Source organism: Humibacillus xanthopallidus (assembly GCF_006716675.1).
Lineage (GTDB): Bacteria > Actinomycetota > Actinomycetes > Actinomycetales > Dermatophilaceae > Humibacillus > Humibacillus xanthopallidus_B.
In genome coordinates, this window is the sequence record NZ_VFPM01000002.1 from 846,143 (window position 1) to 871,147 (window position 25,005).

General features: G+C 71.3%; 20 protein-coding genes. 11 read left to right on the forward strand and 9 right to left on the reverse strand.

Annotated features, from left to right (window positions below; all coding sequences use genetic code 11):
* Positions 1–4: 4 nt before the first annotated feature.
* The 6 genes from FBY41_RS11825 (at position 5) to pruA (ending at position 5,316) form a co-directional block, all read left to right on the forward strand.
* On the forward strand, positions 5–550 hold the full coding sequence (locus tag FBY41_RS11825; RefSeq protein ID WP_260439716.1) for an NUDIX hydrolase: 546 nt from the start codon (positions 5–7) through the stop codon (positions 548–550).
* A gap of 65 nt (positions 551–615) precedes the next feature.
* Positions 616–1,218, forward strand: coding sequence for a TetR/AcrR family transcriptional regulator (locus tag FBY41_RS11830; protein WP_141844457.1), 603 nt, complete (start codon positions 616–618; stop codon positions 1,216–1,218).
* A 108-nt stretch (positions 1,219–1,326) separates the two neighbouring features.
* Complete coding sequence (locus tag FBY41_RS11835) at positions 1,327–2,301, forward strand: alpha/beta hydrolase (protein WP_141844458.1); 975 nt, start codon at positions 1,327–1,329, stop codon at positions 2,299–2,301.
* Between the two features lie 59 nt (positions 2,302–2,360).
* Positions 2,361–3,074 carry an SGNH/GDSL hydrolase family protein gene (locus tag FBY41_RS11840; RefSeq protein WP_141844459.1) on the forward strand — a complete coding sequence of 238 codons (714 nt, stop codon included), beginning with the start codon at positions 2,361–2,363 and terminating at the stop codon, positions 3,072–3,074.
* A gap of 81 nt (positions 3,075–3,155) precedes the next feature.
* A complete protein-coding gene (locus FBY41_RS11845; RefSeq protein ID WP_141844460.1) occupies positions 3,156–3,557 on the forward strand; it encodes a DUF4870 domain-containing protein in 402 nt (133 codons plus the stop codon).
* A gap of 130 nt (positions 3,558–3,687) precedes the next feature.
* Positions 3,688–5,316: an L-glutamate gamma-semialdehyde dehydrogenase gene (gene pruA, locus FBY41_RS11850; RefSeq protein ID WP_141844461.1), complete on the forward strand. Its 1,629-nt coding sequence runs from the start codon at positions 3,688–3,690 to the stop codon at positions 5,314–5,316.
* 160 nt (positions 5,317–5,476) lie between these two features.
* Here pruA and FBY41_RS11855 read toward each other — a convergent pair whose 3' ends face one another.
* The 3 genes from FBY41_RS11855 to FBY41_RS11865 are packed head-to-tail and all read right to left on the reverse strand — an operon-like array spanning position 5,477 to position 6,831.
* Positions 5,477–5,974, reverse strand: coding sequence for a DUF2505 domain-containing protein (locus FBY41_RS11855; RefSeq protein ID WP_141844462.1), 498 nt, complete (start codon positions 5,972–5,974; stop codon positions 5,477–5,479).
* 27 nt (positions 5,975–6,001) lie between these two features.
* Positions 6,002–6,514: a hypothetical protein gene (locus FBY41_RS11860; RefSeq protein WP_141844463.1), complete on the reverse strand. Its 513-nt coding sequence runs from the start codon at positions 6,512–6,514 to the stop codon at positions 6,002–6,004.
* Positions 6,511–6,831, reverse strand: a complete 321-nt coding sequence (locus FBY41_RS11865) for a hypothetical protein (RefSeq protein WP_141844464.1) — start codon at positions 6,829–6,831, stop codon at positions 6,511–6,513. The genes FBY41_RS11860 and FBY41_RS11865 overlap by 4 nt, the downstream gene beginning before the upstream one ends.
* A 155-nt stretch (positions 6,832–6,986) precedes the next feature.
* Between FBY41_RS11865 and FBY41_RS11870 the strand changes: the two genes are divergently transcribed.
* Together FBY41_RS11870 and FBY41_RS11875 are read left to right on the forward strand one after the other, a co-directional pair.
* Complete coding sequence (locus FBY41_RS11870; protein ID WP_141844465.1) at positions 6,987–12,332, forward strand: NAD-glutamate dehydrogenase; 5,346 nt, start codon at positions 6,987–6,989, stop codon at positions 12,330–12,332.
* Between the two features lie 234 nt (positions 12,333–12,566).
* Positions 12,567–14,054, forward strand: coding sequence for a sensor histidine kinase (locus FBY41_RS11875; protein ID WP_141844466.1), 1,488 nt, complete (start codon positions 12,567–12,569; stop codon positions 14,052–14,054).
* Between the two features lie 62 nt (positions 14,055–14,116).
* Here the strand turns inward: FBY41_RS11875 and FBY41_RS11880 are convergent, their stop codons facing one another.
* Positions 14,117–14,365 carry a WhiB family transcriptional regulator gene (locus FBY41_RS11880; RefSeq protein WP_141844467.1) on the reverse strand — a complete coding sequence of 83 codons (249 nt, stop codon included), beginning with the start codon at positions 14,363–14,365 and terminating at the stop codon, positions 14,117–14,119.
* A gap of 391 nt (positions 14,366–14,756) precedes the next feature.
* Between FBY41_RS11880 and FBY41_RS11885 the strand changes: the two genes are divergently transcribed.
* On the forward strand, positions 14,757–15,197 hold the full coding sequence (locus tag FBY41_RS11885; RefSeq protein WP_260439717.1) for a hypothetical protein: 441 nt from the start codon (positions 14,757–14,759) through the stop codon (positions 15,195–15,197).
* Between the two features lie 49 nt (positions 15,198–15,246).
* Here FBY41_RS11885 and FBY41_RS23600 read toward each other — a convergent pair whose 3' ends face one another.
* From FBY41_RS23600 to FBY41_RS11910, 5 genes are all read right to left on the reverse strand, one after another.
* Entirely contained in the window at positions 15,247–16,179 is a 933-nt protein-coding gene (locus tag FBY41_RS23600; RefSeq protein ID WP_141844468.1) for a GDSL-type esterase/lipase family protein, read from the reverse strand.
* Between the two features lie 15 nt (positions 16,180–16,194).
* The gene (locus FBY41_RS11895) at positions 16,195–16,371 is read right to left on the reverse strand and encodes a DUF6104 family protein (protein WP_141844469.1); all 177 of its coding nucleotides are present in this window, start codon (positions 16,369–16,371) and stop codon (positions 16,195–16,197) included.
* Positions 16,372–16,443: 72 nt separating this feature from the next.
* Entirely contained in the window at positions 16,444–20,322 is a 3,879-nt protein-coding gene (locus FBY41_RS11900) for a multifunctional oxoglutarate decarboxylase/oxoglutarate dehydrogenase thiamine pyrophosphate-binding subunit/dihydrolipoyllysine-residue succinyltransferase subunit (protein WP_141844470.1), read from the reverse strand.
* A 187-nt stretch (positions 20,323–20,509) separates the two neighbouring features.
* Complete coding sequence (locus FBY41_RS11905; RefSeq protein WP_141844471.1) at positions 20,510–21,313, reverse strand: ABC transporter permease subunit; 804 nt, start codon at positions 21,311–21,313, stop codon at positions 20,510–20,512.
* A complete protein-coding gene (locus FBY41_RS11910; RefSeq protein WP_141844472.1) occupies positions 21,310–22,362 on the reverse strand; it encodes an ABC transporter ATP-binding protein in 1,053 nt (350 codons plus the stop codon). The genes FBY41_RS11905 and FBY41_RS11910 overlap by 4 nt, the downstream gene beginning before the upstream one ends.
* A gap of 175 nt (positions 22,363–22,537) precedes the next feature.
* Between FBY41_RS11910 and FBY41_RS11915 the strand changes: the two genes are divergently transcribed.
* Entirely contained in the window at positions 22,538–23,971 is a 1,434-nt protein-coding gene (locus tag FBY41_RS11915; protein ID WP_141844473.1) for a hemolysin family protein, read from the forward strand.
* The gene (locus FBY41_RS11920; RefSeq protein ID WP_141844474.1) at positions 23,968–25,005 is read left to right on the forward strand and encodes a hemolysin family protein; all 1,038 of its coding nucleotides are present in this window, start codon (positions 23,968–23,970) and stop codon (positions 25,003–25,005) included. Before FBY41_RS11915 ends, FBY41_RS11920 begins: the two co-directional genes overlap by 4 nt.

The following is a 25,005-nucleotide window of genomic DNA, read 5'->3' on the forward strand; positions in this document are numbered from 1 at the left end:
CGCGGTGAGCGGGCAGCCCGCACGAGGCAACCCGGGGGACGAGCTCGTCGCCCGCTACGACTCCAGGGGCCACGTCGTCGGAGAGGTCGCACGCTCGGTCATGCGCCGCGAGAACCTCTGGCACGCAGCGTCTTCCGTCGTTGTCCATGACTCGCAGGGGCGCATCTACCTGCACCGGCGCACCACGACCAAGGATGTCTATCCCGGACTGCTCGACTTCGCGGCCGGCGGTGTCGTGCTCGCCGGGGAGGACCCGGGTCTCGGCGCCGTCCGCGAGGTGGAGGAGGAGCTCGGGGTGCACGGCGTGCCGCTGGAGCCGGTCGGCGTCGTGGCATACGAGGACGAGCACACCCGCTACCACGCCCACCGCTTCACGGTGGAGTGGGACGGCCCCGTCCGCTGGCAGCCCGAGGAGGTGTCGTGGGGCGAGTGGGTCGACCTCGGGGAGCTCGTGCGCCGTCTCGACGAGGAGCCTGCGACGGTCGTGCCCGACAGCACCGCGGTGTGGGGCGACGAGCTGCGCGGCTGGCTGGCGGCCCGGAGCGCCTGATGCTGCGCGTCAGGTCACGGCCGCGAACCCTTGAGCAATCCGAACGTTCGTGCTTTTATTGACCCATGAGCAAGGGCGAGGAGACCAAGGCCGCCATCCTCGACGAGGCGGCAGAGCTCGCGTCGCTCGTCGGACTCGGCGGCCTCACGATCGGCACCCTCGCCGCAGCGACGAAGCTGAGCAAGAGCGGGCTCTATGCCCACTTCGCCTCGAAGGAGGCGTTGCAGGTGCAGGTGCTCGAGCATGCCCGCGGCCGGTTCACCGACGTCGTCATGCGTCCCACGCTCGCGGCGCCGCGGGGGGAGCCCCGGCTGCGCGAGTTCTTCGACCGGTGGCTGACCTGGCAGTCGGAGGCGTTTGACGGCGGATGCATCTTCGTCGTCGCGGCCAGCGAGTTCGACGACCAGGAGGGCCCGGTCCGTGACGAGCTGCTGCGCGCCGAGCGTGACAAGCTCGAGTCGGTGACCCTCATCGTCGGCACGGCCATCAGCGAGGGGCACTTCCGGCCCGACGTCGATGCGGAGCAGGTCGCCTACGAGCTCGAGGGCATCCTCCTGGCCCACCACCACGCGCGCCGCCTCATGCGCGACGCAGGCGCCGAGGCCCGCGCGCGGCGTGCCTTCGAGCGGCTCGTCGCTGACTGCCGTCCCGTCGCCCTCACGGGCTGACGCACCGGGGTCTTCGCCCCGACGCGTCGGCGGCCCTGCCCCCCCACCTGTCCTCGTGGTGCTCGTCGCCGCGAACACCGTAGAACGACCACCCGCAAGGAGCTGACCATGGCACCGTCATCCACCAAAAAACGCACGATCGATCGTCTTATTGTTCGACAGGGAAGGGCACTGGCCGAACGTATTGCGCCCGCCCTCGCCGCTCGCCTCGTCCATCGCAGCTGGTTCCGCCTGCCCGTCACGGCGGCCTCCTCCCGCCAGGCCGGCGCGAGCGCACCATCCATCGAGGAGCTGCTCGGCAGCCCCTTCGAGGTCGCGCTTCACGGGCGCCGCATCCGCGGGTGGTCCTGGGGTGCGGGTCCGGTCGTCTACCTCGTGCACGGCTGGGGTGGATCGCTCGAGCAGCTCACTCCGCTCGTGACCCCGCTGACCCGGCAGGGCCTGCAGGTGGTCGCCTTCGACGGGCTGAGCCACGGACGCTCCGACCCGGGCGCCCACGGTCCCCGCTCGAGCGACGCCGTCGAGCTCGGCCGGTCGCTCGACGCCGTGGCAGCCCGGTTCGGGCCGGCGCGCGCCGTCGTCGCGCACTCACTGGGCGGTCTGTCGACGCTGCTGGCCCTGCGCGACGGGTGGCTCGGCACCGAGCGGCTCGTGCTCGTCGCGCCCGTGAGCGGGGTGCCCGGCGTCGTCGAGCGGCTCCGCGCGGAGCTGGGCTTCGGCGACCGCGTCGAACGCCGCCTCGTCGCCCTCGCCGAGCGCCGCACCGGGTATGCCGTCGACGACCTCGAGCTCGTCGGGCTCGCCGGCGCGATCGAGCGTCCACGACTGCTCGTCGTGCACGACCTCATGGATCGCGAGGCACCCCACGCAGCCTCCGTGCGGCTCGTCGGGGAGTGGGCAGGGGCCGAGCTCTACTCGACGGCCGGCCTGGGGCACCGGCGGGTCCTCGCGGACCCCGCCGTGGCTGGGGCGGTCGTGAGGTTCGTCGACCGGGAGCCGGTGGAGCCGAGCCTGCACGCGGGTGAGCCGCGTGCTCCCTGGCCGCTCGGCTCCGCGGACGCCCCCGCCGCGCAGGTCGCCTGAGCGTCCACCCAGTGGGCCGGGGGAGTCGGTGGCGCCGCATCGCTTGTTACGTTGCTCGGATGGACTTCACCGCTGACGAGTACGCCCGCCGCGATGCCGACCGCCTCCGCGAGGTGCTCGCCGGGCCTCCGGTGACGTGGGTCTTCCTCGGCGACAGCATCACCCAGGGGGTGCACCACACCCGCGGCCGGAGGGGATACGTCGAGCACTTCGCGGAGCGGGTGCGTGGGGAGCTCGGGCGACGCAGCGACGCCGTCATCAACTCCGGGGTGTCGGCCACGACCACCGAGGACCTGCTGCCCGAGTTCCACTGGCGGGCAGGGCGATTCGCTCCGGACGTCGTCTTCGTGATGTTCGGCACCAACGACCAGACCGCTGGTCCCGACGGCATCCGTGGCTTCCGCTACCGCCTCGACCAGATCGTGCAGCGCTCACGCGACGTCGGCGCCATGGTCGTGCTGCAGACGCCGCCGCCCGTCGAGGCCGACGGCGACCGCACGCCCGAGCTGGCCGAGTCCTACGCGCAGGCCGTCCGCCAGGTGGGCGACGACCTCGGGGTCCTCGTGATCGACCACGCGGCGGCCTGGCGTGCGGCGGCCGAGCGGGACGGGGCAGCCACCGCGCCGGTCGGCTGGCTCGACGACACGTTCCACCCCAGCGCGCGCGGCCACCACGAGCTTGCCCTCACGCTCTTCGACGGCCTCGGCATCGCCGACGCCTCGAGCGAGGTGTGCTCGCTGGTGATCGACGACACCGTCGGCGCCCACGCCTGACCTCGCTCTCAGGGGTGGATCAGGGTCCGATCAGGGCCGACCCCAGCAGCGGCCGGCGGCGAGAGGCTGGACGATGGTGACATGACACAACCGATTCCCTCCCCGCAGGGCCAGGGCCTGCCCGCCCCCACGAGCGAGGAGCGCACCTGGGCGATCCTCGGCCACCTCGCTGCCGTCATCGCCGCCGTCATCTCGGCGGGATGGCTCAGCGTCGTGGGTCCGCTCGTCATCTGGGCGCTCTACAAGGACAAGAGCGCCTTCGTGCGCCAGGCCGCGGCCGGCGCGTTCAACTTCAACCTCGCCGTCTGGGCCGCCGTGATCGTCGGCTGGATCATGTTCTTCACGGTCATCCTCATCCCCGTGGCGCTCATCGTGTGGCTGGTCGCGGTCGTCGCTGCCCTCGTCTTCCACATCAAGGCGGCTCTCGCGGCGAACCGCGGCGAGCTCTACCGCTACCCGTGGGCGATCACCGTCCTGCGCTGATGCACCTTTCCCGGGGATCTGACCCGGGCCCGGCAGGCATGGAACGATGGGGTGGCCGCTCACGAGGTGGCCACCCCATCGCGCGCCGGCTCGGCTCGCGCGCGCCCCGTGCTACAGCAGGAGAAGGTCGATGGATGCAGTGACGCAGGTGCCCGCACCGGTCAACGAGACGGTGCTCGACTACGCCCCGGGGTCGCCGGAGCGCGCCTCGCTCGAGGTGGCGCTGGCCGAGCTCGGCAGCTCGCCTGTCGAGCTGGCGCATGTCATCGACGGAGAGCGGGTCATGGGCACCGGCCGCGCGGTGGCGGTGCGGCAGCCGCACGCCCACCGCTCGGTCCTCGGGACCCTTCGCAACGCCACCGTCAAGGAAGGGCAGGCGGCGGTCGACGCAGCGAAGGCGGCCGCACCGATGTGGCGTGAGCTCTCCTTCGACGACCGCGCCGCCATCCTCCTCAAGGCGGCCGAGCTCCTCTCCGGCCCGTGGCGAGCCCGGCTCAACGCGGCGACGATGCTCGGGCAGAGCAAGACGGCGTACCAGGCCGAGATCGACAGCGCGTGCGAGCTCATCGACTTCTGGCGGCTCAACGTCCACTTCGCGCGGCAGATCCTCGAGGAGCAGCCCCCCCTCAACACCAAGGGCATCTGGAACCGCTCCGACTACCGCTCGCTCGAGGGCTTCGTCTACGCGATCACGCCCTTCAACTTCACGGCGATCGCCGGCAACCTGCCCACGGCGCCGGCCCTCATGGGCAACACCGTCGTGTGGAAGCCCTCTCCCACCCAGCAGTTCGCGGCCTCACTGACGATGCAGCTGCTCGAGGAGGCGGGCATGCCCCCGGGTGTCATCAACATGGTGACCGGCGACGGGATCAACGTCTCCAAGGCGGCGCTCGCCGACCCCGACCTCGCCGGCATCCACTTCACCGGCTCGACACCGACCTTCCAGCACCTCTGGGCCGAGGTCGGCGCCAACCTCGGCCGCTACCGCACCTACCCACGTCTCGTCGGCGAGACGGGTGGCAAGGACTTCATCCTCGCGCACCCGAGCGCCGACCCGGCCGTCCTGCGCACGGCGATGATCCGGGGAGCCTTCGAGTTCCAGGGCCAGAAGTGCTCGGCCGCCTCTCGTGCCTACGTGCCGGCGTCCCTGTGGAAGCAGATCAAGGGCGACCTCGTCGAGATCACCAACGGCCTGTCCCAGGGCGATGTCACCGACCTGTCGAACTTCATGGGCGCCGTCATCGACGACCGGGCCTTCGCCAAGCACAAGGACGCGATCGACCGCGCCCACGCCACGTCGGGGATCGACGTCATCGCGGGTGGCACCTACGACGACTCGGTCGGCTACTTCGTGCGCCCCACGGTCCTCGAGATCAAGGACGCCACCGACGAGTCGTTCCGCACCGAGTACTTCGGGCCGATCCTGTCGGTGCACGTCTACCCGGACCGTCAGTACGACCGGGTGCTCGACCAGATGGAGAGCTTTGCGCCCTTCGCCCTCACCGGCTCGATCATCGCCCAGGACCGGCGCGTGATCGCCGACGCGACGAAGCGGCTGCGCTTCGCGGCCGGCAACTTCTACATCAACGACAAGCCGACGGGGGCCGTCGTCGGCCAGCAGCCCTTCGGCGGTGGCCGCGCCTCGGGCACGAACGACAAGGCCGGCGCAGCCCAGAACCTCCTGCGCTGGACGAGCGTGCGCTCGATCAAGGAGACCTTCGTGCCCCCGACCGCCCACGCCTACCCCCACATGGGCTGACCACCCCGTCGAGTGCCCATGCCCCGACGGCGGGGAACTGGGCACTCGACGTGGCGGGCGCGTGAGGAACTGGGCACTCGACGTGGTGTTGCGCCAGGAACTGGGCACTCGACGAGGGGCTTGCGTCGAGTGCCCACTTCTCGACGCGGAGTCCTGAGGGTCAGACCCGATCGGCCAGCCACCGCGCGCCGGTGCGCCCCTCGAGGTGGATCGCGTCGACGACCGCCGGGGCGGCGGCCTTCTCGACCTTGCCGCCGAGGAGCGGGATCGACGCCTTGAGGTCGCCGTCGATGGTCATGGCCGTGCTGCTGGCGCTGGGGACGAGGCGCACCTTCGCACGCAGCGCCACGGGTGCTCCGGCGACCTCGACGACGAGGGTGCCGTCGCGCCCACCGTCGGAGGCCGGGGCCGACCAGTCGTAGGTCTCGGTGACCGACAGCGTGTCGCCGACGATGGACCTGGCGAAGTCGGGCAGGTGGTGGGCGGGCAGGTCTCGCTGGGTCACGACCCGGGCGCCGTCACCGGCCGGCGTCACGGCGGACTCGTGGCGCTCGGAGCCTGCCTCGATGCACTTGGCCACCTGGAAGTCAGTGTCGGTCAGCATCGCGAAGACGGCGGCCGGAGCGGCCGCGTAGTCGATCCGTTCGGTGATCTTCATGCGCCAACGCTAGGGCACGCCCTCCGGTCACGAGGTGGGGGACCGCCCCGTCCGCGCGTCGAGCGCCACAGCGGCGAGGGCGTCGTGGGAGTGCTGCAGCTCGCGCCCCAGCCTCGCGAGCTCGCGGGCCCGCACCATCGTCACCCGGTTGAGCAGCTCCTGCAGGCGGTGGCGCTCGCGTGCCCGGGTCTGCGGGTCGACGCGGCTCGGGCCAGACGACTCGACGACGAGCTGGCCGTCGATGACGAGATCGGCTCTGGCGAGGTCGGGCGCCAGCTGGCGGGCACGGGCGGCCGTCTCGACGCTCGTCGTCGTCCAGGCCTGGAGGAGGGCACCGACCCGGTCGAGCTCGGTCGCCGCGCGCTCGAGCAGCAGCCGCTCGTGCGAGCTCGCCTCGTCGACCGGGCGGCGTCGGGCCCGGGCCGCGCGAGCCGACGACCCGCCGAGCTCGGTCACGAGGTCGGCGAGCCGGGCCGACTGGGTGAGCAGGGCTCCTCCGAGCGCCGAGACCGAGGCCGGGTCGCCGGTGGGCAGCGTCATCGCTGACCGCCCTCCGGGGCACCCGGCCGGGCGGACGGCGCGAGGTCGCCCGCAGCATACCCCGGCGGTATGCCGTCCGGCGCGCTCGTGCGACCGAGGTCGAGGAGGCGCTCCTCTGCCGCCTCCGACAGGGCGCGGAGCGCATCGGCGGCCTGCTCGACCCAGGTGTCGAGGAGCCGCTGGGTGGGGACGTCGCCGAGGTCGGGAAGGTGGTCGAGGAGGCGGTCGGACATCGCCCGGGTCTCGAGGCGCACCGTCGCGAGCGCCCGCAGGGCCGCGCCGTCAGCCGTCACGGGACGGCTGCTCGCATCGCTCATGGCCCCCACTCTAGGCAGTCGGGCGACGACACCCGGAGAGTTCTCCACGGGTCGTTTCGGACCCGACGCTGGTCGGCGCTAGGCTCACATGGTGAGATGCCCGGCACGACGAGGTGCCGGTGCACGAGCCACACGGTGAGGAAACCGACACACGCATGACCGCGTCACTCGAAGAGTCTCGGATCGACGTCCTCCGGACCGCCGCCGCCGCGGCGGCGCCACCGACGCGTAGCCCACGAGCCGAGGGTCGCCGCAGCCGGCGCGCCGACCCCACTGCGGAGGTCGAGACCTTCCTCGCCTCCTACTACCGACTCGTCGCGACCGAGGACCTGCTCGCCCGCCCCGCGCGCGAGCTCTCGACGATGGCTCTCGCGCACCGCGAGTTCGCCCAGCAGCGCCCGGTCGGCACGCTCAACGTCCGCGCCTTCAACCCCACGGCGCAGGACGAGGGCTGGTCGACGGGTCACACCGTCGTGCAGATCGTGTGCGACGACATGCCCTTCCTCGTCGACTCGGTCGTGTCGGCGCTCGGCGGCTTCGACCGGGGCGTGCACCTCATCGTCCACCCGCAGATGACGGTCGAGCGCACGATCACCGGCGAGCTGCGCTCGGTGCTGCCCGAGGGCACCTCGGTGGCGACGAGCGACCACTCCACCGGTGTCGTCCGCGAGTCGTGGATGCACGTCGAGATCGACCGGCTGCCCCCGAGCGCCCTCGACGACCTCGAGACCCGGCTGCGGCACGTCCTCGAGAACGTCCGCGACTCCGTCGAGGACTGGCCGAAGATGCGCGCGCACGCGCTCACGATCGCGAGCGAGCTGAAGTCGGCGACGCCTCCCGGCACCGACCCCCGACAGGCGCGCGAAGCGAGCCGCTTCCTCGAGTGGCTCGCGCACAACAACTTCACCTTCCTCGGCTACCGCGAGTACGCCCTCAAGCATGAGAACGGCCACGACATCTCGGTGCAGGTGGCCGGCACCGGCCTCGGTGTCCTGCGCTACGACCGGCCCCACGCGGGCACGGGTGTCGTGTTGACGCCGGCCGCCAGCCGGGCCGCGCGCGACTCGACGATCCTCATCATCACCAAGGCCAACTCGCGCGCCACCGTGCACCGCGACGTCTACCTCGACTACATCTCGATCAAGAAGTTCGACGCACGCGGCGAGTGCGTCGGCGAGCAGCGCTTCCTCGGCCTCTACGCCTCGGCCGCCTACAACGACACGATCCACGACATCCCGCTGCTCGACGTCAAGGCGGAGGAGGTGCTGCGCCTCACCGGGCTCTCCCCGGACAGCCACTCCGGCAAGGACATCCTCCAGATCCTCGAGACCTACCCGCGCGACGAGCTGTTCCAGACGAGCGCGCAGCAGCTCTCCGAGATCGCGACGAGCGTGCTGCACCTGCAGGAGCGCCGCAAGACCAAGCTCTTCACGCGTCGTGACGAGTTCGGCCGCTTCGTCTCCTGCCTCGTCTACCTCCCGCGCGACCGCTACAACACGACGGTGCGGCTGCGCATCGAGGCGATCCTGCTCGAGGCCTACGGCGGCCAGACGATCGACAACACGACCCGTGTCAGCGAGTCGACGCTCGCCCGCCTGCACTTCGTCGTCCGTATGCCGTCCGGCGTGGACATCCCCGACATCGACGAGGAAGCGCTCGAGCGTCGCGTCATCGACGCCACCCGCACGTGGGACGAGGACCTCTCCGAGGCGCTCAGCGAGTCGCGCGGCGTCGACGAGGGTGCCCGGACGATGGCGGCCTACGCCAAGGCCCTGCCCGAGGCGTACAAGGAGGACTTCGACGTCGAGACGGCCGTCGCCGACCTCGACCGCATCGAGCGCCTCGGCGAGGGCGACCGCACCACCGCCCTGCACCTCTACGCCGACGCCGCCGCCGAAGGCCCCGAGGAGCGCCGGTTCAAGCTCTACCGCCGGGCCGACCTGTCCCTGACCCAGGTGCTCCCGCTCTTCACCCACCTCGGCGTCGAGGTCACCGACGAGCGGCCCTACGAGGTGCGGGTCGTCGACCATCAGCGCGTCGTGCACATCTTCGACTTCGGCCTACGGGCCCCCGCCGAGCGGTGGGGCACGGGCGCCGAGGCCGACGACGTGCGCGAGCGCTTCGAGGACGCCTTCCGTGCGGTCTGGGAGGGGCGAGCCGAGTCCGACGGCTTCAACGCGCTCGTGCTCGGAGCCGGCCTCACGTGGCGCCAGGTCGTCATCCTTCGCACCGTCGCGAAGTACCTGCGCCAGACCGGGTCGACCTTCTCGCAGGACTACGTCGAGTCGGCCCTCGTCGCCCACACGGGGATCGCGCGCAGCCTCGTCGAGCTCTTCGAAGCCCGCTTCGACCCCGACGCCTTCGACGACGCGACCGAGGCCGGTGCCGCCCAGCGCGCCGCGCGTCAGCGCACGATCGTCACGAGCGTCAAGGAGGCGCTCGACGACGTCGCGAGCCTCGACCACGACCGCATCGTGCGCGCCCTGCTGGGGGTCATCCAGGCGAGCCTGCGCACGAACTTCTACCAGCCCGACGAGCGCGGCAACGACAAGACCTACGTCTCGCTCAAGCTCAACCCCAAGAAGGTCCCCGACCTGCCGGCACCGCGGCCGATGTTCGAGATCTGGGTCTACAGCCCCCGGGTCGAGGGCGTGCACCTGCGCTTCGGCAAGGTCGCGCGTGGTGGCCTGCGCTGGAGCGACCGGCGCGAGGACTTCCGCACCGAGATCCTCGGCCTCGTCAAGGCGCAGATGGTCAAGAACGCCGTCATCGTGCCGACGGGGAGCAAGGGCGGGTTCTACGCCAAGCAGCTGCCCGACCCCGCCGTCGACCGCGCCGCGTGGATGGACGAGGGCATCGCGGCATACCGGCTGTTCATCTCCGGCCTGCTCGACCTCACCGACAACCTCGTCTCCGGCGATGCGGTGCCGCCGCACCGGGTCGTGCGCCACGACGAGGACGACACCTACCTCGTCGTCGCGGCCGACAAGGGCACGGCGAAGTTCTCCGACATCGCCAACGGCATCTCGGCCGACTACGGCTTCTGGCTCGACGACGCCTTTGCCTCCGGCGGCTCGGCCGGCTACGACCACAAGGGCATGGGCATCACGGCCCGTGGCGCCTGGGAGTCGGTCAAGCGGCACTTCCGTGAGCTCGGGGTGGACACGCAGACCGAGGACTTCACCGTCGTCGGCGTCGGCGACATGAGCGGCGACGTCTTCGGCAACGGCATGCTCCTGTCGGAGCACATCCGCCTCGTGGCCGCCTTCGACCACCGGCACATCTTCGTCGACCCGACGCCCGACGCCGCGAGCTCGTATGCCGAGCGGCGCCGGATGTTCGAGCTGCCCGGCTCGTCGTGGGCAGACTACGACGCCTCGCTCATCTCCAAGGGTGGCGGCATCTTCGACCGCTCGGCCAAGTCGGTGCCGATCAGCGCCGCGATGGCAACCGCCCTCGGGCTGCGCGCCGGCACGAAGAGCATGACCCCCGCCCAGCTCATGAAGGCCATCCTCCAGGCGCCGGTCGACCTGCTCTGGAACGGCGGCATCGGCACCTACGTCAAGGCGACCTCCGAGAGCAACGGCGAGATCGGTGACCGCGCCAACGACGCCATCCGCGTCAATGGCGCCGACCTGCGCTGCAAGGTCGTCGGCGAGGGCGGCAACCTCGGTGCGAGCCAGCTCGGCCGTATCGAGGCCTCGCTGCGGGGCGTGCGCGTCAACACCGACGCCATCGACAACAGCGCCGGCGTCGACACCTCCGACCACGAGGTCAACATCAAGATCCTGCTCACCGAGCTGACCCGCTCGGGCGAGCTGACGACGAAGCGGCGCAACACCCTGCTCGCGTCGATGACCGACGACGTCGCCGAGCAGGTGCTGCGCGACAACTACGAGCAGAACGTCCTCCTCGGCAACGCGCGGGCCCAACAGCACGCGATGCTGACGGTGCACGAGCGGCTCATCCAGTTCCTCGAGGAGCACGGCGACCTCGACCGCGGGCTCGAGTTCCTCCCGAGCGACGCGGAGATCTCGCGCCGCAACAAGGAGGGTCTGGGCCTCGTGTCACCGGAGTTCTCGGTGCTCGTCGCCTACGCGAAGCTCTATCTCAAGAACCAGCTCATCGCGACCTCGCTGCCCGACGACCCGTGGTTCGCCGAGACCCTCGCCGGCTACTTCCCGAAGGCGTTGCGAAGCAAGTACGCCGAGCAGATCGCTGCCCACCCGCTGCGCCGCGAGATCATCACGAACTCCGTCGCGAACTCGATGGTCAACCGCGGAGGCATCACCTTCGCCTATCGTGCCGGCGAGGAGACCGGCGCGTCGCCGGAGCAGGTCGCTCGGGCGTATGTCGTCTGCCGCGAGATCTTCGACCTCGCGGGCTTCGTGCGCCGGGTCGAGGCGACCGACAACGTCGTGAGCACGAATGCCCAGACAGCGCTCTACCTCGAGTTCCGTCGGCTCATCGACCGCTCGGTGCGCTGGTTCCTCACCACTCGTCCGGCCACGCTCGACATCGCTGCCGAGGTGGGGCGCTTCCGCCCCGGCATCGAGGCGTATGCCGGCCGCATCCCCGAGCTGCTCCAGGGCAGTGAGCGAGCCCGCCTGATGCGCCGCTCCCGCGACCTCCAGGGCAAGGGCGTGCCCGAGGAGCTCGCCATGGTGGCGGCCTCGCTCCTCGACGGCTACTCGTTGCTCGACATCATCGAGATCGCCGAGGAGACCGGGGAGGATCTCGACGACGTCGTCAGCGTCTACTTCCTGACGTCCGAGACGTTCTCGATCGATGCGATGCTCGGCCGAGTCACGATGTTGCCGCGTGACGACCGCTGGGATGCCATGGCCAGAGGCGCCCTGCGCGACGACCTCTACTCGGTCCTCCACAGCCTGACGAGGTCGGTGCTGGAGGTGAGCAACGGGAGCAGCGCCCCCGCTGATCGCCTGGCCGAGTGGTCCGAGCTCAATGCCGACGCGCTGAGTCGGGCGCGCGGTGCGCTCGGGGGCATCGAGCGCATGACCCACGCCGGCATCGCTGCCCTCTCGGTCGCCCTGCGCACCCTGCGCACCGTGACCAAGCCCGCGGCCTCGAGCTCCGCCCTCACGGCCACGCCGACGTCGGGCTCAGCTGCTGCGTCTGCCGCCGACGGGGCGGCTGCTCGCAAGGCCGCGCCCACGAAGAAGAAGGCGGCGGCTACCACAGCAGCGACCGCCAAGGCAGCCACCGCCAAGGCAGCCACTGCCAAGAAGGCGACCGCCACGAAGACGGCGAAGACGGCGACGGCGACGGCGAAGAAGCCTGCGGGTCCCGCCACGAAGGCGGCGAGTGCACGAAAGGCTGCGCCGGCCAAGGCCGCGACGGCACCCGCCAGGAAGACAGCGAGGGCGAGGAAGGCTGCGCCCGCCGAGAAGGCTGTGCCCGCGAGGAAGGGCGCAACCGTGACGTCCTCGGCCGCTCCCCGCACGGCTGCTGCGAAGCGTTCGGCCGCGTCTCGGGGCTGACCCCAGGGGTGGTGTCGTCGGCCGTCGCCGACGACACCACCCGACCGGGCAGGACGCGCTCGCCTTGGCCGCACCGCCGGATGCGCCTGGCTTGGTCTGTGCCCGCCACCGGGCTGCGTCGCTGGACCTGCCGGCCGACCTCGGCAGATTGAGCCTCCCCCCGTGTCCGGCGGGCGCCAGCGAGCGGCCCGGACCGGTCTGCCGCACCGCGGCAGCGACGCATAGGCTCGAGTCGTGGCCACCCTGAGCGAGCTCCTCCGCGGGCGGACCAATCTGCCCGACCACGACGTCGACTGGCTGCACCTGCTCGTCGGCGACTGGCAGCTCGTCGCTGACCTCTCCTTCGCTGACCTCCTGCTCTGGGTGCGGACCGTCGGCGACCACTGGGAGGCCGTGGCCCACGTCCGGCCGACGACCGGCCAGCTCGTCTTCGTCGAGGACCAGGTCGGGCGCGTCGCCGAGCCGGGCCGCACCCGAGACCTGCTCGACGAGGCGGCGGCGGAGCAGCGCATCCTGCGGGTGCGCCAGGTGCTCGTGCCTCACGACCACGCGCCCGACCAGTCGGTGCGCGAGGAGTACATCCCGGTCGTCCGAGGCGGCCACGTCGTGGCCGTGCTGACGCGGCACACCAACCTCTGGACGACGAGGACGCCGAGCCGGCTCGAGCTGACCTACCTCGCGACGGCCGACGCCCTGTGCCGGATGGTGACGGGCGGCGAGTTCCCGCACGGCGGTGCCCCGACGGGCCTGCGACGCGGTGCCCCCCGGGTGGGAGACGGGGTCATCCGGCTCGACATCGACGGGATCGTCACCTACGCGAGTCCCAACGCCGTGTCGGCGTTGCACCGGCTCGGGCATCTCGGCGAGGTCGTGGGCGCGAGCCTCGCCCAGATCGTCACCGACAACGTGCGCGACTCGTATCCCGTCGACGAGGGCCTGCCCCTCGTCGTGACCGGCCGCCAGCCGTGGCGCACGGAGGTGGTCGCGGGTGGCACCACCGTCTCGATGCGCGCGATTCCCCTGACCGAGGCGGGCCAGCGCTTCGGAGCCATCGTCCTGCTGCGCGACGTGGGAGAGCTGCGCCGGCGCGAGCGCGAGCTCATGACCAAGGACGCGACGATCCGCGAGATCCACCACCGCGTCAAGAACAACCTCCAGTCGGTGGCGGCCCTGCTGCGACTCCAGGCCCGCCGGGTGCCCGAGGGTGAGGCCCGCACCGCGCTCCAGGAGGCCGAGCGTCGGGTCGGCACGATCGCGATGGTGCACGACCAGCTGAGCCAGGGCTTCGACGAGACGGTCGAGTTCGACACCATCGCGAAGCGTGGCCTGGGCGCCGTGGTCGAGGTCACGGCCAACGGGGCGCCCGTGCGCACCGTCACCGAGGGCTCCTTCGGCCGACTGCGCGCCGAGGACGCGACGTCCCTCGCCATGATCATGAGCGAGCTCGTGCAGAACTCCATCGAGCACGGGCTCGGTGACGCCGGGGGAGAGGTGCGCATCACCATCGAGCGATCGTCGGACGAGCGCGGCAAGCCGATGCTCGCCGTGTCCGTAGAGGACGACGGCAAGGGGATCGACCCGGCCCGCCGACCCGGCTCGGGTCTGGGAACCCAGATCGTGCAGTCGCTCGTCGCGGACCTCCAGGGCCGCATCACGTGGGAGCCGGTCAGCCCGCACGGCACCCGGGCCCGCTTCACGGCGAGCCTGCGCCCTCTCGACTAGCTCGTTCGGGGTGCACGCAAAAGCCCGGTGACGATGACGTCACCGGGCTGGCAGGCGGGGGATCAGCCGGCTCGGCGGGCCCGGGCGTTGCGTCGCTTGAGTGCGCGACGCTCGTCCTCCGAGAGGCCGCCCCAGACTCCGGCGTCCTGCCCGGTCTCGATGGCCCACTTGAGGCAGGTGTCCATGACGGGGCAGGTGCGGCACACAGCCTTGGCCTCCTCGATCTGCAGGATCGCCGGCCCGGTGTTCCCGATGGGGAAGAACAGCTCCGGGTCGACTTCCAGGCAGGCAGCGCGGTCGCGCCAATCCATATGGCTTGTGCTCCTTCTGTGGTCGTTGTCGTCACCGCCCCCGGCGAAGCCCCGCGGTCGCGGGAGCCGGGCGCCAGCGTCGTTGACGGAGCCGTGAGGGGGTGAAGTCGTGGTGGGTGGGACATGACTCGACGGGGGTCGAGGCGGCCATGCACCGGCGTCATCGTGCTGTGGGGCAGGCCCACCTGACCAACGCCGCCGAGCACGGGAAGATTCCGTGCCCGACGAGTCCATGACCAGTGTGCCCAGAGCCCACGTGCGTGTTCAACGGGTTGGACGCAAGTCACACCGAGGAAACACTCTATCGGCAGGAGCCTCACAGTTCCACACCTACGGCCGGGCTCGACCCAGCCGGTGCGGTGGGACTTCTCACGCTCGCTACGCTGCTGCCGTGACCGATCCCAGCTCCAGCCCGAGCGCACACCCTGCCCCGGAGGGCGGCCCGCAGCCTCGTGCCGCCACGGTGGCCCATCGCGTGGCCGGCGCGCTGACCGCCCTCGAGGGGCTCGTCCTCGTCGGCTTCGCCGTCTTCTACGTCGTCGAGATGGTCTCGGGCGCCACCGACAACCTGTCGCGTGCAGCGGTGTCGACCGTGCTCATCCTCGTCTTCGCCATCGGGCTGCTCGCCCTGGCGCGGGGGTGGTTCGCGGCCGCCGACTGGCCGAAGACGCCGACCGTGCTGTGGAACGCCCTGCTGCTGCCCGTGGCGTGGTCGCTGCGTGAGGGCGACCGCGCACAGATCGCCCTCGCCCTCGGGGCGGTCGCGCTCGCGAGCATCGTCGCCGCGATCGCCGCCCCTCGGGACCGGCGCGAGGCTCCCGACGGCGACTGATCCGCCGTCCAGCGAGAGCCCCGGCTCCAGCCATGTCGGGCTCGCCGGCTCAGCTGATCGCGAGCCAGTCGTTCCAGCCGTTGTGCAGCACGAGCCAGGCGACGAGGCCGTAGCCGGCCTGTCCGGGGTGCACCCGGTCGGGACTGGCTGCGAGGTCTGCCATCCACTGGTCATGGCTGACGAGCGGCCGGAAGCAGTCGACGTAGGTGATGCCGCGGCGGGCGCACACGTCGGCCTGCGCCTCGGCAAGTGCCTCGATCTTGCGGTTGTGCTCGGCGTCGAGCGTCGGTGTCAGGCCGACGACGAAGACCCCGATGCCGGAGTTGGTCGCCTCGTCGAGCACGTTGGCGAGGTTGAGGCGCGACCGCGCCATCGTCATGCCCGAGGTGATGTCACCGGCACCGACCGAGACGACGAGCCGCCGCTCGCCACGTCCCTTCCAGCGAGGGTGTGACTCGGCCCCCCAGCGGGCGACGACGTCTCCGGAGGTGTTGCCCCGCACCCCGAGGTTGTATGCCGTGAGGTCGAGGTCCGGGTGCTGCGTGCGGGCCACGACCCGACCGACCCACCCGAGCCCCTTGGGGTCGCCGTAGCCCGCGGTCATCGAGGCGCCGATGAAGACCAGCCCGACGTCGCGGACTCCGTCGGCGACGGTGAACTCCCGCGTCGGGGTGAAGGACGGCTCCGGCTCGGTCGCAGGGCCCGACCCGGCCGGAGCCGACGAAGCCGTGGGGGCCGTGGGCCACGCAGGTCCCGTCGCTGCGCCCGGCGTACCGGTCACGGGTGCCGCGGAGGGGGCGGTCGGCTCGAGGGCGGGGGCCGGCGGAGAAGCGGGCGCGGGAGCGGCGGCCGGCGCGGCGGCATACCGGCTCGGCGGGGGCTCGGACGTGAACTCCGTGTGGCGCGAGGGGTAGGCGGGGCCGACACCGTAGGGCCTGCGCCCGGTGCCGGTGTCTCCTGAGGTGTCGGTGGGGTCGCTCACGTCGTCAGTTCCTCGTCAGTCCTCGTCGTCGTCGAGCCGCGCCAGCCACGTCGCGAGCCGCTCGACGGGCACCTCGAACTCCGGGTTGAGGTCGACGAAGGTGCGCAGCTGCTCGGCGAGCCAGTCGATGCTGACCTCTTCCTCACCGCGGCGAGCGGCGAGCTCTTCGATGCCCCGGTCCGTGAAGTACACGAGAGGGAGGTTATCGCGAGACGACGCCCGGCCCGCGGAGGCGGGCCGGGCGTCGACGGCGCGGGTGCCGGCTCAGCGGGCGAAGGCGCGGTCCATGAGCTCGGCCTGCTCGATGGCGTGCTTCTTGGACGAGCCGGTCGCGGGGGACGCCGAGGCCTTGCGGGCCACGACGCGCCACGGGCGGGTCTCGCCCATCTCGCAGAGGTCCTCGTGCAGCCACTGGGCCATGAGCGGCCAGGCGCCCTGGTTGCGCGGCTCGTCCTGCACCCAGACGAGCTCGGCGCCCGGGTAGCGGGAGACCGCGTCGCGGATCTCCTGCTCGGGGATCGGGTAGAGCTGCTCGACGCGGATGATCGCCGTCGCGGTGTCGCCGCGCTTCTCGCGCTCGGCGTCGAGCTCGTGCACGACCTTGCCGCTCGCGAGGATGACGCGGGTGACATCGGTCGTCACGCCCTCGTGGTCGGGCAGGACCGGGCGGAACCCGCCCGAGGTGAAGGCCTCGACGTCACTGGCCGCCGCCTTGCTGCGGAGCATCGACTTCGGGGTGAAGACGATGAGCGGCGTGCGGGGGCGGGCGTAGGCCTGCCGGCGCAGGAGGTGGAAGTAGCTCGCCGCGGTCGAGGGGTAGGCGACCGTCATGTTGTTCTCGGCGCAGAGCTGCAGGTAGCGCTCGATGCGCGCCGAGCTGTGGTCCGGTCCCTGGCCCTCGTAGCCGTGGGGGAGGAGGAGCACGACCGAGCTGCGCTGGCCCCACTTCTGCTCCGAGCTCGAGATGAACTCGTCGACGATGGTCTGCGCGCCGTTGCCGAAGTCGCCGAACTGCGCCTCCCACAGCACGAGGGCGTCGGGCCGCTCGACGGAGTAGCCGTACTCGAAGCCCATGGCGGCGTACTCCGACAGGAGGGAGTCGTAGACCCAGAAGCGCGCCTGCCCCTCGCCGAGGTAGAGCAGCGGGGTCCACTCCTCCGCGTTGTTCTTGTCGATGAGCACGGCGTGACGCTGTACGAAGGTGCCGCGGCGGCTGTCCTGACCCGCGAGGCGGATCGGCGTGCCCTCCTTGAGGAGCGTCCCGAAGGCGAGCAGCTCGGCCATCGGCCAGTCGATGCCGCCCTGGTGCACCATCGCGGCGCGACGGTCCATCAGCTGCTTGAGCTTCGGGTGGATCGTGAAGCCCTTGGGCGGGTTGGCGAAGCTCTCACCGATGTGGATGAGCTCGCCGTGGCTGACGCCCGTCTCGGTGGCCGAGCGGCGCGGGGCCGTCTCGTCCTGCACCTGCGCCGTCGGGCGCTCGAGGCCGGCGTTGTCGGGGGCGTCGGAGTCGCGGTCGGCGCCCGGCGTCGGCCCCGCAGCCGGGGCCTTCTTGGCCTCGCGGGTCTCGATGAAGACCCGCTCGAGCTGCTGCTGGTAGTCGCGCAGCGCGGCCTCGGCGTCCTCGACGCTGATGTCACCGCGGCCGATGAGCGACTCGGTGTAGAGCTTGCGCACCGAGCGCTTGGCCTCGATGAGGTTGTACATCAGCGGCTGGGTCATCGACGGGTCGTCGCCCTCGTTGTGACCACGGCGGCGGTAGCACACCATGTCGATGACGACGTCCTTGTTGAACTCCTGGCGGAACTCGTAGGCGAGCTCGGCGATGCGCACGCAGGCCTCGGGGTCGTCGCCGTTGACGTGGAAGATCGGTGCCTGGATCATCCGCGCGACGTCGGTCGAGTACACCGAGGAGCGCGAGCTGCTCGGCGAGGTCGTGAAGCCGACCTGGTTGTTGATGACGACGTGGATCGTGCCGCCGGTGCGGTAGCCGCGCAGCTGGGAGAGGTTGAGCGTCTCGGCCACGACACCCTGGCCGGCGAAGGCCGCGTCGCCGTGCATGAGCACGGGCAGCACGGGGAAGGACTCGCCGGCGAGGTTGAGGCGGTCCTGCTTGGCGCGCACGATGCCCTCGAGCACCGGGTTGACCGCCTCGAGGTGCGAGGGGTTGGCCGCGAGGTAGACCTTCGTCGTCGAGCCGTCCTCGGAGACGAACTTGCCCTCGGTGCCGAGGTGGTACTTCACGTCGCCCGAGCCCTGGACCGACTTGGGGTCCTGCTTGCCCTCGAACTCACGGAAGATCTGGCCGTAGGACTTGCCCGCGATGTTGGCGAGCACGTTGAGGCGGCCCCGGTGCGGCATGCCGATGCACACCTCGTCGAGGTTGTCGCTCGCGGCGCGGCAGAGGATGCGGTCGAGCAGGGCGATGACGGACTCGCCGCCCTCGAGCGAGAAGCGCTTCTGGCCGACGAACTTCGTCTGGAGGAAGGTCTCGAAGGCCTCGGCGGCGTTGAGCCGGCGCATGATGCGCATCTGCTCGTCACGGCCGGCCTTCTCGTAGGGCCGCTCGACCTTGTCCTGGATCCACTTGCGCTGGTCGGGGTCCTGGATGTGCATGTACTCGATGCCGCTGGTGCGGCAGTACGAGTCACGCAGGATGCCGAGGATCTTGCGCAGCTTGAGGAAGGGCGCCCCGCCGAAGCCGCCGGTCGCGAAGGTGCGGTCGAGGTCCCAGAGGGTCAGCCCGTGCGTCGTGACGTCGAGGTCGTGGTGGCGGCGCTGCTTGTACTCGAGCGGGTCGGTGTCGGCCATGAGGTGGCCGCGCACGCGGTAGGCGTGGATGAGCTCCTGGACGCGGGCGACCTTGTTGATGTCGTCGTCGTGCGAGGAGTCGACGTCCTGGATCCAGCGGATCGGCTCGTAGGGGATGCGCAGCGACTCGAAGATCTCGTCGTAGAAGCGGTTGTCGCCGAGCAGCAGCTGGTGGATGATCCGCAGGAAGTCGCCGCTCTGGGCGCCCTGGATGATCCGGTGGTCGTACGTCGAGGTCAGCGTGATGATCTTGCTGACGGCGTTGCGGTTGAGCGTCTCGTTGCTCGCACCCTGCCACTCGGCGGGGTAGTCGAGCGCGCCGACGCCGATGATCGTGCCCTGGCCCGACATGAGGCGCGGGACCGAGTGCACGGTGCCGATGCCGCCCGGGTTGGTCAGCGAGATCGTCGTGCCCTGGAAGTCCTCGACGGTCAGCTTGTTGTGCCGTGCCTTCTTGACCATGTCCTCGTAGGCGGTCCAGAAGTGGACGAAGTCCATCTCCTCCGCCGACTTGATCGAGGGCACGACGAGGGTGCGGCTGCCGTCCTCCTTCTGGAGGTCGATGGCGAGCCCGAAGTTGACGTGGGCCGGCTGGAGCAGGGCCGGCCGGCCGTCCTTCATGGTGAAGCCGTTGTTCATCGCCGGCATGATCGCGAGGGCCTTGACCATGGCGTAGCCGATGAGGTGCGTGAAGCTCACCTTGCCGCCGCGCGAGCGGGCGAGGTGGTTGTTGATGACGACGCGGTTGTCGATGAGCAGCTTGGCCGGCACGGCACGCACGCTTGTGGCGGTCGGGACGGTGAGCGAGGTCTCCATGTTGGCGACGACGCGCTGGGGGGCGCCGCGCAGCGGGGTGATGGTGTCCTCGTTGACGGGGCCGGTCTGCTTCACCGCCGGGACGTCGCGGGGGGTGGGCTCGGGCTTCTGCTCGGCCTTGGCGGCCGGAGCGGCGACCTTGGCGGCGGGCGCTGCGGGTGCGGCAGGGGCCGTCGTGGCCTGCGGCGCGGGCTTGGCTGGGGCGGGCGCGGGGGCGGCGGGGGCGGCGGGGGCGGCGGGCGCCGGGGCGGGCTCGGCCTTCACGGGGGCGGCCTTCGCGCCTGCGGGGGCGGCCCCGTTGGTCTGGGCGGCCGTGCCGTGGGCGGCGGGCGGGGGCGTCGGGGCCGAACCGTTGCCGGCACGTCCACCGTCAGTGCCGTAGTCCTCGAAGAACTCCCACCAGGCCCTGTCGACGGAGTGCTTGTCGGAGAGGTAGCGCTGGTAGAGCTCGTCGACGAGCCATTCGTTCGGCCCGAATGCTGCGATGGGGTCGCCGGACGTGGACTGTTCGGACACGGCGGATGCGCCTCTTTCGTTGGCTCGGGTGCGTCGTTGCCTGTACGGGGGTCCAGCCTAGCCCGGAAGCGGTCGATACCAGCCATGGCCCCGGGCTGTCGAAATGCTCCCGTGACGAGGCGTTCGTCACGCCGGCGAGACCGGCCGGCTGCCGTCCCTGTGCCGTCCGCATGTCGCCCGTATGCCGTCAGGCGATGTCGCGTCGCACCGTGCGCCAGGTGCCCAAGCCGGCCATGACGGCGGCATACGCGGCGAGCACGAGCGCCCCCGCCCACCACGAGAGCTGCTCGACGGGCTGGCCGTCGAAGCCGCCACCGGTCGACTCGAGCATCGCCGCGGTCGCCCGGCTCGGCAGGTAGGGAGAGATGTTCTGGCCCCAGTCGGTGAGGGCGAGCACGAGCCCGAGCACGGGCTCGACGATCCACGCGACGGCGATCGAGATGAGCAGCGCGGCCACCTGGTTGGGGATGAGGATGCCCGCCCCGAGACCGATGAGGGCCCAGAGACCGAGGATGAGCAGCGACAGGGCGAGGGCGCGCCAGATCGAGCTGTCGGCGAAGGGCTGGTGGCCCTTGGCCGTGAGCACGAGCGTGCCCGCCCCGACGGCGCCGGCGAGCGACAGGACGCCGTAGAAGGCTCCGATGACGAGCAGCGAGAGGACCTTCGCCCCCATCACCCGGCCGCGGCGCGGCACGGCGAGGAAGGTCGCGGTGATCGTCTGGTGGCGGTACTCCGCCCCGATCGTCATGACCCCGATCGCGAGGGTGAGCAGGTAGCCGACCTGGATGCCTCCGGTGAAGACCGCCTTGGCGAGGTCAGCGTCGGTCTGCGGCACCGCTGCTCCCTGCGGCCCCCGCGCGATGTCGCTCGTGAAGACGAGTGCGAAGAGGACGGCGAACGCGGCGCCGGAGAGGACCACGGCGATCGCCATGCCCCACCAGAGCCGGGTCGTGAAGAACTTGCGGAACTCGGCGCGGATCGCGGGGGTCATCGTCCGGCCTCCCTGGCGTCTGCCGGCGGGGCGGCGACCACGGACGGGTCGACCGGGGGGCCGCTCGGTGGCGGCAGCATGGGTGGCGGCAGGTCGGGCGCAACCCCCGCCCGGGCGTGGGCTGCACCGCTGAGGCGGTTGCGGTCGCCCTCGGTCTCCGTGAGGTTGAAGAAGAGCTCCTCGAGGTGGGTCTGCTCGCTGCGCAGCTCGTGGATCGCGACGTCGCTGGCGTGGGCGACGTCGCCGACGACGGCAAGGTCCTCCGTCGTCACCTGCAGGCCCCCGGCCTTCGGCGCGACCCGGAGGCCGCGCTGCTGCAGCGCGGCGGTGAGCCGGTCGGGGTCCGAGGTGCGCACGAAGGCCGTCGGCTCACCACGCAGCTCCTCCACCGTGCCCTGCGCCACGCGCTTGCCGTTGGCGATGATGACGACGTCGTCGACCGTCTGCTCGACCTCCGAGAGCATGTGGCTCGAGATGAGCAGCGTGCGCCCCTCGTCGGCGAGGTGGCGCAGGAAGCCGCGCAGCCACCGGATGCCCTCGGGGTCGAGACCGTTGGCGGGCTCGTCGAGGATGAGCACGTGCGGGTCGCCGAGCATCGCCGCGGCCAGGCCGAGACGCTGGCGCATGCCCATCGAGTAGCCGCCGGCTCGCTTGCGCGCGGCCGCGGGGATGCCGACGAGCTCGAGGAGCTCGTCGACGCGGCGGTCGGAGACGCCCGAGGCCGCTGCCTGCACGCGCAGGTGGTTGCGCCCGGTGCGGCCGGGGTGGAAGTTGGTCGCCTCGAGAGCTGACCCGACGACGGTCAGGGGGTTGTGGATGTCGGCATAGCGCCGGCCGTCGATCGTGGCCGTGCCCGAGGTGGGGCGCACGAGCCCGAGCAGCATGCGCAGCGTCGTCGTCTTGCCGGCGCCGTTGGGGCCGAGGAAGCCGGTGATGCGGCCGGGCTCGACGTCGAGGTCGAGGTGGTCGACCGCGGTGAAGGAGCCGAAGTGCTTGGTCAGCCCGCGCACCTCGATGCGACCGGTGGGCTCTGGGCCTGCGGGATCCACGACAGCTCTCCTCCTCCGGCCCCCGCCGGGTCGATCCTGACGGGGCCAACTCAACCACAGCGGGTCGCGGTCGGGACGCAGACCTCCGCACACGGCATACGGGCGGCGCCTCTCTATAGTGGGGCGCGATGACCGACGCCGACGATCGCCTGGCCTCGGCCGGCCGGATGCTCCCATGACCGAGTGGCTGTTGCTGCTCGTCGCCGTGCTGCTCACCGCCGGCACGGCCGTCTTCGTCGCGGCCGAGTTCTCGCTCGTCGCGATCGACCGCCCCACGGTGCAGCGGGCGATCGACGAGGGGGACTCGCGGGCGCGCGTCGTGCTCCAGTCGGTGACCCAGCTCTCGACCCAGCTGTCGGCGGCCCAGGTCGGCATCACGATCACCACGCTCGTCGTCGGCGCCCTCGCGCAACCGTCCATCGGCAGTCTCGTGGCGGGCCCGCTCACGGCGCTCGGCCTGTCGGCCGGAGCCGTCGAGGCGGTCTCGAGCGCGCTCGCCCTCGTGCTCGCGACGGTCTTCTCCATGGTCTTCGGCGAGCTGCTGCCGCAGTTCCTCGGCATCTCGGCGCCGCTCGCGACGGCGAAGGTCGTGGCCCTGCCGGTGCGCGTCTTCGCGGCGGTCGCCAAGCCGCTCATCATCGTGCTCAACGGCTCGGCCAACCGCTTCCTGCGGGCGGTGGGCATCGAGCCGCAGGAGGAGCTGTCGGGCGCGCGCACGCCGCAGGAGCTCGCGAGCCTCGTGCAGAGATCGGCCGATGCCGGCACGCTCGACATCACGACCGCTCGCATGCTCACCCGATCGCTCGGCTTCGGCGAGCGCACGGCCGACGACGTCATGACGCCGCGGGTGCGGTGCACCGGCATCCACCGCGACGAGTCGGCCGAGGACGTGCTGCGCCTGTCGCGGCGCACCGGCCACTCGCGCTTCCCCGTCCTCGGTGACGACTGGGATGACATCGACGGCGTCGTGCACGTCAAGAAGGCGATGGCCGTGCCGCACGAGCGACGCAAGGACGTGCCGGTGTCGGCCCTGATGTCCGACCGTCTCGTCGTGCCCGAGACGATCCGGCTCGACCCGCTGCTGCGTGAGCTGCGTGAGGGCGGCTTCCAGATGGCCGTCGTCGTCGACGAGTACGGCGGCACGTCCGGCATCGTCACCCTCGAGGACGTCGTCGAGGAGATCGTGGGAGAGGTCGCCGACGAGCACGACCGCACGCGCCAGAGCGGGCGCGAGCTCGTCGACGGGTCGTGGACGGTGCCCGGCCTCTGGCGCCCCGACGAGGTGCGCGACGCCTTCGATGCCGACGTGCCCGACGGGCCGACCTACGAGACGATGGGCGGCTTCGTCATGAGCGCTCTCGGCCGGGTGCCCGTCGTCGGTGACGTCGTCTCGCTTCCCGGCTGGCGGATCGTCGTCGCGGGGATGGCCGGCCGTCGGGTCGACCGGTTGCGCTTCGTCCCCGACCCCGACTCGCTGCCCTCCGAGACGTCGTCGTCCTCCGAGGCGTCGTCGTCCTCCGCGGCGTCGTCGTCCTCCGAGGCGTCGTCGTCCTCCGCGGCGTCGTCGTCCTCCGACGGGTCGTCGCCGCCGGGGGAGGGGCAGCCGTGAGCGGGCCCTGGGTCTACGTCGTCTCGCTGCTGCTCCTGCTCGGCAACTCCTTCTTCGTCGGTGCGGAGTTCGCGGCCATGGCCGTGCGCCGTTCGACGCTCGAGCCGCTCGCCGACGCCGGCAGCAAGCGCGCCGCGTCGTGCCTCCAGGCGCTCGAGCGGCTCGGCTCCATGCTCGTCACCGCGCAGCTCGGGATCACGGTGTGCTCGGTGGGTCTCGGTGCGCTCGCCGAGGCCGCGCTGCACCACCTCTTCGAGCCGGTCTTCCACTCCTGGGGGCTCTCCGACGCGTGGGCCAGTGGCGTCGCGCTCGCGATCGCGCTGCTCATCGTCAGCTACCTCCACGTGGTCGTCGGCGAGATGATCCCCAAGAACCTCGCCATCGCCGGGCCCGACCGCGCGGCCCTCGTCCTCGTGCCCCCGCTCTTCTTCCTCGCCCGCAGCCTGCGTCACATCGTCGGTGCCATGGAGACGACCGCGAAGTGGATGGTGCGGCGCTTCGGCATCGAGCCCAAGGACGAGATCGCCTCGGCCTTCACGGCCGAGGAGGTGGCCCACATCGTCGGCGAGTCGCGCCGGGAGGGGCTCATCGAGGAGGAGCGGCACGGCCTCGTCGCCAAGACGCTGGAGTTCTCCGACAAGCGTGCCCACGAGGTCGCGGTCGGGCTCGACGCGTTGACGACGGTGCCCCTCGGGGCGACCCCGGCAGACATCGAGCGGCTCGTCGCCAAGCAGGGCTTCTCGCGCTACCCCGTGCGTGACGCCGCCGACGAGATCGCGGGCTACCTCCACCTCAAGGACGTCCTCTACGCCGACGACGAGCGGCACGAGCTGCCGATCCCTCCCAAGCGGATCCGCCGCCTCGCGACGGTCCGCCAGCAGGACGAGGTCGAGGACGTGCTCGCGACGATGCAGCTCACCGGCTCGCACCTCGCCCGCGTCATCGACGACGAGGGTGTGGTCACCGGAGTGGTCTTCCTCGAGGACGTCATCGAAGAGCTCGTCGGAGAGGTCACCGACACCACTCAGCGCTGA